Below are 14417 nucleotides of genomic sequence, written 5' to 3'. Positions count from 1 at the left end.
AATGACTAAACTAACCAAAATCAATAGTATTTTAAGTTGCATTTTTGCAGCAGTAATTTTTTCTTGTAATACATCACAAAATAGTCCAGCAAAAACTTCTGGCAATCCTTTTGGGAAACAAGTGGATTCCATTTTAAGTTTAATGACCGTTGAAGAGAAAATAGGCCAGTTGAATTTACCATCATCGGGCGATATAACCACAGGGCAAGCAAAAAGTTCCAACATTGCCAAAAAAATTGAAGAAGGCAAGGTTGGGGGGCTTTTCAATATAAAATCGGCAGCAAAAATTCGCGATGTTCAAAAAATTGCTATTGAAAAAAGCCGCTTGAAAATCCCACTGCTTTTTGGAATGGACGTGATCCATGGTTATGAAACTACCTTCCCAATTCCATTAGGCCTATCGTGTTCATGGGATATGGAAATGATAAAGAAAACGGCACAAATGGCAGCTCAAGAAGCCACCGCCGATGGCATTAACTGGACATTTTCTCCTATGGTTGATATTTCTCGCGATCCCCGTTGGGGGCGTGTTTCAGAAGGTTCTGGGGAAGATCCCTATTTGGGCAGTGAAATAGCAAAAGCCATGGTGCATGGGTACCAAGGTGATGATTTAACCAAAAACAACACGATGCTAGCCTGTGTAAAGCATTTTGCGCTTTATGGTGCCCCAGAGGCAGGCAGGGATTACAACACCGTTGATATGAGTAAAATACGCATGTACAACGAGTATTTACCACCATACCAAGCAGCAGTTGATGCGGGCGTGGGTTCTGTTATGGCGTCGTTTAATGAAATTGATGGTATTCCTGCAACCGGAAACAAGTGGTTACTTACCGATTTATTGAGAAACGATTGGGGTTTCAATGGTTTTGTGGTAACCGATTATACAGGAATTGAGGAAATGGTGTACCATGGTGTTGGAGATTTTCAACAAGTCTCTGCGCAAGCTCTAACTGCTGGGGTTGATATGGATATGGTTTCCGATGGGTTTTTAACAACATTAAAAAAATCTTTGGATGAAGGGAAAATTTCCATAAATGATATTGACGCTGCCGTAAAACGTATTTTAACCGCCAAGTTTGAATTGGGGTTATTTGAAGATCCTTATAAATATTGTGATGAAACCAGAACAAAAACGGAAATTTTCACTAAAGAAAACAGGGATTTTGCGCGTAAAGTAGCCTCAGGGTCCATGGTGTTGTTAAAAAATGACAACCAACTATTGCCGTTAAAAAAGTCGGGAACAATAGCTTTAATCGGTCCTTTGGCTAATAACGCCGTTAATATGGCGGGCACCTGGAGCGTGGCCACAAAACAAGATTTGTCCAATCCGTTGTTGGAAGGTTTAAAAACCGTTGCAGGAGAAGGCGTCCATGTTTTGTATGCAAAAGGCAGTAATTTGGATTATGATTTGGCATTTGAAAAACGGGCGACCATGTTTGGAAAAACCATCCCTCGGGATGGACGCACCGATAAACAATTGTTGGATGAAGCACTGGCTATGGCTTCAAAATCGGATGTTATTGTGGCTGCTTTGGGAGAATCGGCTGAAATGAGCGGCGAGAGCAGCAGCAGAACGAATTTGCAAATTCCGCAGGTCCAAAAAGATTTATTAAACGCTTTGCTTAAAACTGGAAAACCAGTGGTTTTGGTCTTGTTTACAGGAAGACCTTTGGCCATCGTTGAAGAAAACGCACAGGTGCCTGCCATTTTAAATGTATGGTTTTCGGGTAGTGAGGCTGGTTTGGCTATTTCAGATGTCTTGTTTGGTGCTGTAAATCCGTCAGGGAAATTAACAGCTACGTTTCCAATGAATGTGGGGCAAGTGCCTATTTTCTACAACCATAAAAACACCGGAAGGCCCTTAGGGAACAATGAAGGGAGGTTTGAAAAATTCAAATCGAATTATTTGGATGTTCGCAACGAGCCATTGTATCCTTTTGGGTACGGATTGAGCTATACCACTTTTGATTATAGCAATTTAAAATTAAGTGCCACAGAAATGAACGTATCAGGTAGTATTGAAGCTTCTGTTGATGTAACCAATTCCGGAAATTATGATGGCAAAGAGGTGGTTCAGTTGTACATACGCGATGTGGTGGGTTCGGTAACTAGGCCCGTAAAAGAGCTTAAAGGTTTTCAAAAAGTTGAAATCAAGAAAGGAGAAACCAAAACGGTGACTTTTAAATTGACTGAAAGCGATTTAAAGTTTTATAACTCCAATCTGGATTTTGTTTCTGAACCTGGTATGTTCCAAGTATTTGTTGGAACAGATTCCAATGCTAAACTTATGAAAGAATTTGAATTAACCAAGTAAATTTGTACGGGCCGTTTTGTCGTTGTTATTTAAGTACAAGACAAAATTCAATTAATTTAAAACCATTAAAAACAAGCCCCTAAATAAGTCCTCCCCCTTTTTTCAAGGGGAGAGCTTGTACCGAGTTTTCGGTATGCCGATAGGCGGAGGGGTCAACGGGAGCAATTATATCAAAACCCACTGATTATAATAAAATCTGTTCAGTACATGACAAAAAATTAGATTGGCCTTCTGTAAATGGCACTAATCCCACTGGAATTGAGACATCTGAGATTATTAAACTGCTGACAATTAATTATATGACATTTATTTTTCAATTTTTGTCATGTACTTAATAAAATCTGATTACTTTGTGCGTATCACATGTCCATTGAATGTTCAAATTAAAGTGTCAAAAAAAAAACAAAATATCATGAGAATCGTAGCATCATTATTCATTTTATCAGTGCTTTCACAATCGTGTAAAAGCAACCCAACACTGTCCCAAAATGAGCCAAAACGCCCCAATATCATTTACATTATGGCCGATGACCATGCTGCCCAAGCGATAAGTGCCTATGGCCACCCTATAAGTAAGTTGGCACCCACACCAAATATTGATAGAATTGCGAATGAGGGTGCTTTGTTTAAAAACAATTTTTGTACCAACTCCATTTGTGGCCCCAGTAGAGCGGTGGTGTTAACAGGGAAGTTTAGCCATGTTAATGGTTTTAGAATGAATGGCGATAGCTTTGACGGTAGCCAACAAACATTCCCAAAACTATTGCAAAAAGCAGGTTACAAAACGGCAGTCATTGGAAAATGGCATTTGGACGGTTTGCCACAAGGTTTTGATTACTGGCATATTTTAACCGATCAGGGAAATTATTACAACCCCGATTTTATTGCGGTAAACCAACAAACAAAACAGGTGGACACTACTAGAATTGAAGGCTATGCGACGGATATAATTACAGACGATGCTATCAACTATTTGGAAACTGCCAAAAACAGTAAGCAACCTTTTATGCTCATGGTGCACCATAAAGCGCCCCACAGAAACTGGATGCCCGCCTTACGGCATTTGAATAAATATGATTCTGTGGAATTCCCGCTTCCTGACACCTATTTTACATCGCATGAAGGTTCAACAGCTTCTAAAGAACAACTGCAAACCATTTATAAAGATATGTATGAAGGGCACGACCTTAAAATGACCAAAACCAAAGGAAGTCCAGAATTGGCGCACAACCCATGGACTACCGATTTTGATAGAATGACTGCGGAACAACGCACTATTTGGGATAAAGCCTACCAACCAAAAAACGATGCCATGCACGATGCCAACCTTTCAGGGAAAGCATTGGCGGAATGGAAAGGACAACGGTATTTGCATGAATATTTGGCAACCATTGCTGCTGTAGATGAAGGTGTTGGCAGGATTTTGGATTATTTGGAAGAATCGGGTCTGTCTGAAAACACGTTAATAGTTTACACTACCGACCAAGGGTTTTATTTGGGTGAAAAAGGCTGGTTCGATAAGCGTTTTATGTATGAGGAATCTTTGGCAATGCCTATGGTTATGAAATATCCGAAGGTAATAAAAAAGGGAACAGTGGTAAATGCTCTAACACAAAATCTAGATTTTGCTGAAACTTTTTTGGATTTTGCAAACGTTGGTATTCCAAGTGATATGCAAGGAAAATCGTTAAAACCTTTGTTGGAAGGAAAAGTGAAAAACGATGATTTTAGAGATGCCGTATATTATCACTATTATGATTATCCTGCATTTCACATGGTCAAAAAAATGTATGGCGTTAGAACAAAACGCTATAAGCTGATTCATGTTTACGACGATATTGATGAATGGGAACTTTATGATTTGGAAAAAGACCCTCAGGAACTTAAAAATTTGATTAATGACGTGTCTTATCAAATCGTTAAAGCAGAACTCCATGAAAAATTAGCCGAATTGCAAAAAAAATATATGGTAACGGACAAAGAATTTGAACGGGCACCTGCCCAAAGTGTTGAAAGAGCTTATAAGCAATTTGAAAGCCTACGAGGGCATACAGGAATTTCTTACGACCCCATAACCGATAAAGATAAAAAGCTATAGTTATGGAACGATTGCTTATTTGCTTCATGCTATCATTCAGTATCTCTTGTAATTTAATTGGAGGTCAGGAAAAAATTGTGAATTCAATTAAAACAGATTCAAAAAAGGGATTTAAAACCTATTGCAATCCCATTGATATTGATTATTCGTACATGTCGCACTATCGCGCAAAAAACAATGTGTCGTATCGTTCGGGGGCAGATCCAGCCATTGTGAATTTTAAAGGTAGGTTTTATATGTTCGTAACGCGTTCACATGGCTATTGGGCTTCTGATGATATGAGCAATTGGAAATTTATAAAACCCCAAAGTTGGTATTTTAATGGTAGTAATGCCCCGGCGGCAGCGGTTAAAGATGGTAAAGTCATTGTGTATGGCGATCCTTCTGGAAGTGGTGCTGTCATTGAAACAGATAATCCGGAAATAGGCGATTGGAAAACGAATTATGCGGTCATTGACCTGCCCGGGGGAGTGCAGGACCCTGATTTGTTTGTTGATGATGATGGCAAAGTATATTTATACGAAGAATCGTCAAACAAATGGCCCATAAGAGGTATTGAGCTGGATGCCGATAATTATTATATCCCGTTAGGTGAACAGACCGATTTATTCAATTTAAACCCCGAAGAACATGGTTGGGAACGTTTTGGACAAGACCATAATTCCGATTTAAAACCTTTTATAGAAGGCCCTTGGATGCTGAAACACAGTGGCACGTATTATCTGGAATATGGTGCACCAGGAACCCAATGGAACGTGTATGCCGATGGTGTTTATACGGGCAAAAACCCATTGGGCCCTTTTGAATATGCACCCTACAATCCTATTTCATACAAACCAGGCGGGTTTTTAAAAGGCTCTGGCCATGGCAGCACCGTACAGGATAACAACGGTAATTACTGGCATTATTCCACCATGGCAATTTCAGTGAATTTCAAATTTGAACGCAGATTGGGCATGTATCCTGCTGGTTTTGAAGCTGATGGCCAAATGTATGTGAACACCGCTTATGGCGATTATCCGCACTATTTACCAGATACTAAAGTGCCTAACCATAAATACCGATTTACGGGTTGGATGCTGTTATCGTACCAAAAACCTGTAAAAACCAATTCAGGATTGGTAGAGAAGGAGGTAAATGTGGTTGATGAAAGTGTTGGAGGCTATATGCAAGAGCAAATAAAGGATTTCAATATCAATAAAATCAATGATGAAGAAATAAGATCGTATTGGGTTTCCGAGGCAAATAATGATTCCATTTATGTAGAAATGGATTTGTTGAAACCTATGGGCGTTAAGGCAATTCAAATTAATTTTCAGGATTTTAACAGTGTTATTTTTGGCAGACCAGAAGGCATTAAACAACAATTTGTGGTAAAAAGTTCTTTGGATGGTAAAAAATGGACAACCATTCTTGATTATTCTGAAAACCAAAAAGATATGCCACATGCGTATCTGGAATTGAAACAACCGGTCGATGCTAGGTATATACGCTATAATCATGTGTCTTGTACCAATGTCTATTTGGCAATTTCGGAGTTGAGAGTGTTTGGAAACGGAAAAGGTAAAGCACCTAAAGTGCCTTCAAATTTTAAGGTGGAACGTCAACAAGATAGAAGAAACACCAATCTTACTTGGGATAAAGTGAAAGGTGCCACCGGGTATGTTATTTATTGGGGCATTTCAAAAGACAAACTTAATTTATCAGCTTTAATGTACGACCATCCTAATTATGAGTTGCGTGCCTTAAACACAGCTACCGGTTATTATTATCAAGTAGAGGCTTTTAATGAAAATGGCATTTCAGAAAAAAGTAAAATCATGTTTACCGAATAAACTTGTGTATAGTTAAATAGTATTATTCTTAAAAACCATCATAAAACTTCTTAAATTGTCATAATCTTAATAAATCATGTAAATTGAGTTTAAGTACATGACAAAAATTTATTAACATCAAATTATTAAAAGAAGCTCCTGAAATAATTCCTCCCCTTTTTTCAAGGGGAGGTGCCGATAGGCGGAGGGGTCAACTTTAATAGTTATTTTAATGAAATATCTTTTTTTGTCATGTACTAAAAAATTGAGTATATTTTTTTTTATGAAAAGCAATTTTCACATAGCTTTATATTATCTTCTTTTATTATTCATATCGAATAGTTTATTAGCGCAAGAATTACCTCCTATACAAAAATTCACTCCAACAGATTATGATGGGGAAAATCAAAATTGGATGATTTCCCAAGCACCTAATAAATTTATTTATGTAGGTAATAATGAAGGACTTCTGGAATACAATGGTGCAAAATGGATCATGTATCCATCTCCAAACAATACCATTATAAGAGCTGTAAATGTTGTTGAAAACCGCATATACACGGGGTGCTATATGGAATTTGGCTTTTGGGAAAAGGATGCCTTTGGAAAGTTGCAATACCAATCCTTGGTTCATAAGTTTAAGGAATCCATGGTTGAAGATGAGCATGTTTGGAACATTATCACTTATGATGAATGGATAGTATTTCAAACCTTTAACAGGGTTTATTTTTATAATCCAGTAAATGGAGCTACATCAATAATTAATTCAAAAAACGGGATTTCAAGGGTTTTTAATATTGGAAATGTTATTTATTATCATGTTAATCATGAAGGCATTTATAAAATTGAAGCTGGGAAACCAAGATTGATAGTTGACAATGCTGTTTTTGAGAATGATAAAGTAGTAAATATATTTACAATTGAAGGAGGGTTAATTATCCAAACTCGTGGGCTTGGTTTTTATACGTTGGTTAATGGTAAATTGTCTGAATGGAATATTCCTGCGAATGAAGCTTTGAAAAGAATGAATATCTTCAGTAGCATTCAACTTAAAGACAAAAGTTTTGTTATAGGAACCATAAAAAACGGTATTATTTATTTAAGTAAAACAGGTAATATTGAGTATGAGCTTAATAGGGGCAACGGACTTAGCAACAACACCGCATTAAGTGTGTTTGAAGATACAGATGAAAATATATGGGTTGGGTTGGACAATGGCATCAATTGTATCAATATAAAATCGCCCATACGTGTTTTTAATGATGATGAAGGCAAAATAGGAACTATATATGCCTCCACTGTTTTTAGCGGTTTTTTGTATTTGGGAACCAATCAAGGGTTGTTTTATAAAAAAGCATTTTCACAAGAACCATTTAAGTTTGTTGAAGGTACAGCAGGTCAGGTTTGGAGCTTATTCCCATATAAAGGTGAATTGTTTTGTGGACATCATTCAGGGACATTCGTTATTGATAACGACAAAGCTGTTTTGGTTTCCAGTACTCCGGGAACTTGGAATTTTAAGGGAATACCAAATATGGAAAACACACTTTTACAAGGCAACTACAATGGTTTGAACATCCTAATTAAGGATAGTGGGAATTGGGGAATTAAAAATAAAATTCAAGGATTTGATAACTCCGCTCGCTATTTTGAGATAACAAAGAATAATGAAGTATGGGTAAGTCATGGTTACAAGGGTATTTTTAAACTTACAACAGATAAAAACTTTTCGATAGTTAAAAAGGTGTTTGTAGACCCTACAATTCAAATAGAAAAAAATTCAAGCTTAGCTAAATTTAAAGATTATATTTTATATGCCAATAAAGAAGGTGTTTTTAGATATGACTGCACAAGCAATGGTTTCATTAAAGACACCCTATTAAGTCCAATAGTTACCGAATCTGAATATGTAACAGGCAAATTGGTTGTTGATGACGTTCAAAAATTATGGTCTTTTTCCAACGATAATATTAGTTACGTGACGGTAAACGACTTAACCAATCAATTTAAAATAAATAGGGTTGCTATTCCAGATTACTTGCGAAAAGGACAAATTGGTTATGAAAACATTACACATCTTAAAAACAATAGTTACCTTATTGGAATGACAGATGGTTATCTTACGTTGGATATCTCCCAAATAAATAAAAACAAAAATTATAATATAGTTTTAAACGCTATTGAATTGAATAATGTTGGTGGAAGTAATGTAAATGCTGACATTAAAAAACCAGGAGCATTTGAATATGCAAACAACTCTGTGATTTTTAACTTTAGTGTTCCGGTTTATAATAAATATAATATGGTTCAGTATCAATATAAACTTAATGGACGCTACGATCAATGGAGTGAATGGGGCACTAAGCCTGAACTTATATTTGAGAATCTGCCTTTTGGAGATTATAACTTAAACATACGGGCAAAAATAGGCAATCAACTATCTAAAAATACCATAAATTATGATTTTAAAATAAACAGACCTTGGTTTTTGTCCAATCTAGCCATTTTATTGTATTTGGTTTCAATATTTGGGTTTTCATTAATGATGCATAAAATTTATAAAAAGTATTATAAAAAATTGCATGCACACAAGCAATTAGAAAGTGAACAATTGATTACCAGTATTAAAAATGAAAAGTTAAATCAGGATATAGAAAGTAAAAATAGGGAGCTGGCAATTTCAACAATGAGTATCATTAAAAAGAACGAAGTTTTAAACAGTATAAAAAAAGAACTGAAAAAAAGCAAAAACACCAATAACAACCCAGCACTAAAACTAATAGATAACAATTTAAACGATACCAAAGATTGGTCGTTTTTTGAACAAGCTTTTAATAATGCCGACAAAGACTTTTTAGACAAAATAAAACAATCCCACCCCAATTTAACGCCTAATGATCTGCGTTTCTGCGCATACTTACGGCTCAATTTATCATCAAAGGAAATGGCCCCCTTACTTAACATATCCATAAAAAGCGTTGAAACCAAGCGTTACAGGTTAAGAAAGAAACTTGGTTTAGAGCACGATAGTGGTCTTATTGATTATATTTTAAACTTCTAGTTACACTACAAGGTCTTTTTTTACCACGACATTACCACGACAACACTAAAAAAACCATGTTTTTCAGTGTTCCTTCATAAAATATCTGCAATTGATAGTTTGCTGTATTTACAGTGCTTTTAGCCTAAAATTCTATTGTTTTCATCTCTTTAAAATGCCATGTTCGTTTTATATCGAGGTTAAAATTATGGACTTCTCATTTCTAGAGGTTAAGTTTACAAATACTTAATTTTAAAGTAAATGGTAAAATAGATTCCAGCTATACTTTTGAAACTAAACTTAAAACTACATTTATATGAAACTAAAATTATTTAAACAAAAAATCAAATTCCTAATTCCTTTATTGTTTATGCTCGCCTCGGTCGTAATGATGGCACAATCGCAAAAAACAATTACAGGAAAGGTGTTATCAGCAGATGATAATATGCCGCTACCAGGCGCCTCTGTAGTTGTAAAAGGAACTACTAATGGTGCATCAACAGATTTTGATGGAAATTTCACTTTATCAGTCGCCAACAGCGCAACAACCCTAACGGTATCTTATTTAGGGTATAAAACTAAAGAAGTTGCAATAACCTCTGGTTCATTAACTATTTTACTAGCTACAGATGCCAGTGCTCTAGATGAAATTGTTGTAGTGGGTTATGGAACACAGAAAAAGAGCGATATAACAGGCTCGGTATCAAAAGTAGAAATGGAGAATGCCATTGCAATCCCGACCACTAACATATCTGAAATGATTAGGGGACAAGCAGCCGGGGTTCAAGTAAATCTAGTTTCGGCAAGACCTGGTGGAACGTCAGATATTGTAATACGAGGTAGAAATTCCATTCGAGGTGGCAATCAACCTTTAGTGGTTCTTGATGGTTTCCCCATTGAGAATATAAATGATGTCAATCCAGATGATATAACCTCTATTGAAGTCTTAAAAGACGCTTCAGCCCAAGCAATATATGGTGCTAGGGCATCCAATGGGGTTATCCTTATTACAACCAAAAAAGGTAAAGACGCTAAAGTTAGGGTTTCATTAAATTCTTATACAACGGTTCAAAAGCTTACCAAAAACTTCGATCTATACTCAGCTGAGGAATTTGTAAAACTAAGAAGAGAGGCCGTTAGAACAACAAACCCAGTAGTTAATGGTGTACAAGCCTACAGCGACGATACCGTAAATTTTAGTTCAGCTACAGAGTATGCTGCTTTCATTGCAGGCAATTTTGTAAATTGGGAAGATGAAGTATTGCGAACAGGTCTTATCAATAGCCATACATTAAGTGTTAGCGGCGGTAGTGAAAACACCAAAGTATTTTCGAGCGCCAATTACTTTGACCAAAAAGGTTTGATACCAACTTCAGGTTATAAAAGAGGTTCTTTTAGATTAAACCTAAACCAAAAAATTAATGATAAGGCTAGTATTGAAGCAAACCTAAATGTGAGCACAGCAAACCAGAAAAAAGAAACTACTAGTTTAGACTTTGTAACTATTTCGCCATTAACAGGGCCTTATGATACCAATGGTAATTTAGTTAAGGATTTGGCAGGTGCAAACGCAAGTAGCAGCAGCATCAATCCATTATGGAATATTAGAGAATCTGACAACGATATAAAAACCAATTTGTACAACCTTAATTTAGTAGCAAACTATCAATTTGCAAAAAGTTTTTCTTACAAGTTGAATACCTTATTGAGCAGAAGGTTTATTGATGAAGGTCAATACATTTCCAAATTGCATTCTCAAGGTGTAACACCTAATGGAAGTGCTACGGTTTCTAATACGCTAAGAGAAGAATATTTAATAGAGAACATTTTCAATTATACACCAGAAATAAATGATAATAATAGAATGGATGTCACATTTGTGCAATCAATAAACCAAAGAAACTCGTCTAGAACCACCACCGATGCTACGGGGTTTGGTAATGATGTTTTAGGATATGATGGTATTAGTGGTGCCTTGAGTTTTAAGACTGAAAGAAATGAAGAACAATATAGGCTTTCTTCTTTTTTGGGCAGGATACGATATACTTTAATGGATAAATATTTGTTAACCTTAACAGGTCGTAAGGATGGTGCCTCAGTATTTTCGGAAAACAATAAATGGGGTTTTTTCCCTGCAGCTTCTTTTGCGTGGCAAATGCATAAAGAATCTTTTCTTAATAACGTAGAATCAATTAATGAATTGAAGCTAAGAATAAGTTATGGTTCTGTTGGAAATCAATCGTTAGATCCTTACACTACGCTGGGCGTCGTAGATAATTTTCCATATATTTTTGGAGGAGCAATTGTTGGTGGAAACTTACCAGGCACCGTATTGCCAAATCCAAATTTAACATGGGAAACTTCAACTACCTATAATATAGGTCTTGATTATGGACTGTTTAAAAATAGACTTAGGGGCTCAGCGGAATACTATAATACCAAAACAACCGATTTGTTAACCGATATTTCCTTAGGAGGAAATTCAGGTTTCAGCTCCATGATTACCAATGGAGGGGAAACTAAAAATAGTGGAATTGAGCTATTATTAACCGGCGAAATTATTAGAAATAATGATTTAAAATGGAGCGTTACGGGTGTATTTACAAAAAATAGGAATGAAATAACCAAAACAGGTATTGTAGATGTGGACGGCCTCCCTAAAGATGATTTGGGAAGAAACAGATATGCTGGCGAACCTATTAATGTATATAGAGCCTATGTTTTTGATGGCATTTTTCAAACAGATGAAGAAGCTTTAGGATCACCTCAAGGAACATTAAACGGCACGGTAACTCCCTTTCAAAACGTTTCAACTTTATTTGCAGGCTCCATTAAATTAAAAGATGAGAATAATGATGGCGTAATTAATGATGATGACCGTGTTATCGTAAAAAGAGATCCTGATTGGTTTGCCTCAATTTCTTCTTCTGTACAATTTAAAGGATTTGAATTATTAGCCGACTTATATATTGTTGAAGGTGCTAAAAGATATAATCCTTATTTGGCAGATTTTAACGAAGGCGGTACTATAACATCTGTTAGAAATGGTATCGTAAGAGACTATTGGACACCTGAGAACCCGTCTAACACGGCGCCACGACCAAATTATGCAGGTGCCCCTGCCAACATAAGTGTTTTGGGTATTACAGATGCATCCTATGTTAGGTTAAGAACCTTGTCATTGTCGTATAATTTATCACAGTCAGTATTAGGTAAATTGAACATGAATGCTGCAAGATTATACATCACGGGTTCTAATTTGTTTACAATTACAGATTACAAATCGTATAGCCCCGAAAATAATGCAGGAGATTTTCCCGATACAAAATCGATCACATTAGGTGTGAATATTACTTTATAACTATTAAAAACTAAAATCATGAAACTAAAAAATATATATTTTAAATGGATAGGATCTCTTTTTTCCATGCTTGTTTTTATAACATCCTGCGATGAATTTCTGCAAGAAAATCCAACTTCACAATTTACGGCAGATTTAGTTTACAGTACTCCTGACGGTTTAGAAGCTGGCGTAGTGGCCCTCTATAGTTTTCAAAGAGCCTTTTGGGAGAACGGCGCTAATAATGGTTCCAATGCCATTGTGATAGATTCCCGTGATGACCTTACGATACCTCGCGGAGGGGAAATCTCAAATTACGGCAGAATGCGAAATGGCACAACACCCGAAAATAGCGGTGTTTTCAGTGATTATTGGAAAACTAATTATAAAATTATTGATAGAGCCAACGCTTTAATAAAAGCAGCTGAGAATATCCAAGGAATGGATGAAGTTAGAAGAGCCCAGGCAATAGCCGAAGCCAAATTTTTCAGGGCCAATTCTACATTTACCTTGTTCAAATTGTTTAACAATATTTTTATAACTACCGAACCTACCACCCCAGAGAACGTTTTTAATATCATATTGGATAAAACGCCTGAAGCTGAAATTTATAAGCTAATTAATGAAGATTTAACCTATGCTATTAATAATCTAAAATGGACGACTAATCAAAATGGCAGAATAACTCAAGGTACGGCAAGACACGTAAAAGCAGATGTAGCTTTATGGCAAAAAAATTGGGCAGAGGCAAAATTACAGTCAGAAGCAATCATAAATTCTGGGTCACATACATTAGCTTCCGACCCAAGATTGGTTTTTGCAGGTGAGGTAAATAGTTCAGAAATACTGTGGGCATTGCAATTTAAAAATCAAGTAAATGGTAAAGCCAACAGAATTAATTTTAATTTAATGCCAAATTATGCTGAACAGATACCAGGTTCAAAATATTCAATAGAACAAGGTGGCCGTGGTTTTGCGTGGTTAACAATGAATAATTATTTAAGAGATCTTTTAAATGCAGATCCTAATGACAAACGTATTAAAGGCACTTATTATATTCAAGATTATGTTTATAATGATGCTGCCACCATTCCGTCAGGCGTAGAATTAGGAACCAAAATTGTACATCCACAATGGAAAGAATTTGCAGCAACTGCTTCCAATAGGAATTTCTGGTTCATCCGTTTAAATGCCGGCTGTAAAAAATATTTTCCTGATGATGGTATTCCTACTGAAAATAATCAATTCAAAAATATACCCATGTATCGTTTGGCAGAAACTTATCTTTTTGCAGCGGAAGCTAATTTAATGTTAAACAATCCTGCTGAGGCTATTAAAGATTTGAATAAAGTAAGGACTAGAGCAAATACGTCGGCTGTAACGACCATCGATTTACAAATGATCTTAGATGAACAAGCCCGAGAATTAGCTTTTGAGGGCCGTCGTTGGTATATGTTAAAAAGAACAAGTAAATTATATGATTTTGTAAGAGATCATGCTGGTTATGGAATGGCAGGCGATTTAAGCAAAGAGAATTCAACAGATGGTGGTGCCAACAATACACCTGCAAAACCACTACCATATAGAAGTGACGCCAGATTTTCTATTAAACCTCACATGGTTAATTGGCCAATACCACTTGCAGAAATGAACCTTTTGGGCCCTAATTACCCTCAAAACGACGGGTATTAATGTATTAAATTGTTTAGTAGTTTGTTTTTTTTAAGTCTAAGGGCAAAAGGTACATTTGCCCTTAGTATTTAAAGGGTATCACCTACTATATTTACAGTTGTAGTCAAACCAATAAT

General features: G+C 36.1%; 6 protein-coding genes. All 6 read left to right on the top strand.

Features of this window, described 5'->3' with window-relative positions; translation table 11 throughout:
- Position 1 precedes the first annotated feature (1 nt).
- The 6 genes from bglX to ACU1LP_RS11090 all read left to right on the top strand — a co-directional run bounded on the left by bglX (position 2) and on the right by ACU1LP_RS11090 (position 14301).
- Entirely contained in the window at positions 2-2317 is a 2316-nt protein-coding gene (gene bglX, locus ACU1LP_RS11115) for a beta-glucosidase BglX (RefSeq protein WP_445736290.1), read from the top strand.
- A 412-nt stretch (positions 2318-2729) separates the two neighbouring features.
- A complete protein-coding gene (locus ACU1LP_RS11110; RefSeq protein WP_445731339.1) occupies positions 2730-4415 on the top strand; it encodes a sulfatase family protein in 1686 nt (561 codons plus the stop codon).
- A gap of 2 nt (positions 4416-4417) precedes the next feature.
- Positions 4418-6250, top strand: coding sequence for a family 43 glycosylhydrolase (locus tag ACU1LP_RS11105; protein ID WP_445736289.1), 1833 nt, complete (start codon positions 4418-4420; stop codon positions 6248-6250).
- Between the two features lie 262 nt (positions 6251-6512).
- Complete coding sequence (locus ACU1LP_RS11100; protein ID WP_445731341.1) at positions 6513-9290, top strand: LuxR family transcriptional regulator; 2778 nt, start codon at positions 6513-6515, stop codon at positions 9288-9290.
- 295 nt (positions 9291-9585) lie between these two features.
- The gene (locus ACU1LP_RS11095) at positions 9586-12630 is read left to right on the top strand and encodes a SusC/RagA family TonB-linked outer membrane protein (RefSeq protein WP_445731342.1); all 3045 of its coding nucleotides are present in this window, start codon (positions 9586-9588) and stop codon (positions 12628-12630) included.
- An 18-nt stretch (positions 12631-12648) separates the two neighbouring features.
- Positions 12649-14301, top strand: a complete 1653-nt coding sequence (locus ACU1LP_RS11090) for a RagB/SusD family nutrient uptake outer membrane protein (RefSeq protein ID WP_445736288.1) — start codon at positions 12649-12651, stop codon at positions 14299-14301.
- Positions 14302-14417: the final 116 nt, after the last annotated feature.

The sequence above is a fragment of the Mariniflexile sp. genome (assembly GCF_052728615.1).
This window is presented reverse-complemented; position numbering and strand designations above follow the sequence as displayed.

What these genes read in the sequence shown, in the direction of transcription:
- bglX (WP_445736290.1), top strand. Translation starts at nt 2, where the DNA reads ATGACTAAACTAACCAAAATCAATAGTATTTTAAGTTGCATTTTTGCA.
- ACU1LP_RS11110 (WP_445731339.1), top strand. Translation starts at nt 2,730, where the DNA reads ATGAGAATCGTAGCATCATTATTCATTTTATCAGTGCTTTCACAATCG.
- ACU1LP_RS11105 (WP_445736289.1), top strand. Translation starts at nt 4,418, where the DNA reads ATGGAACGATTGCTTATTTGCTTCATGCTATCATTCAGTATCTCTTGT.
- ACU1LP_RS11100 (WP_445731341.1), top strand. Translation starts at nt 6,513, where the DNA reads ATGAAAAGCAATTTTCACATAGCTTTATATTATCTTCTTTTATTATTC.
- ACU1LP_RS11095 (WP_445731342.1), top strand. Translation starts at nt 9,586, where the DNA reads ATGAAACTAAAATTATTTAAACAAAAAATCAAATTCCTAATTCCTTTA.
- ACU1LP_RS11090 (WP_445736288.1), top strand. Translation starts at nt 12,649, where the DNA reads ATGAAACTAAAAAATATATATTTTAAATGGATAGGATCTCTTTTTTCC.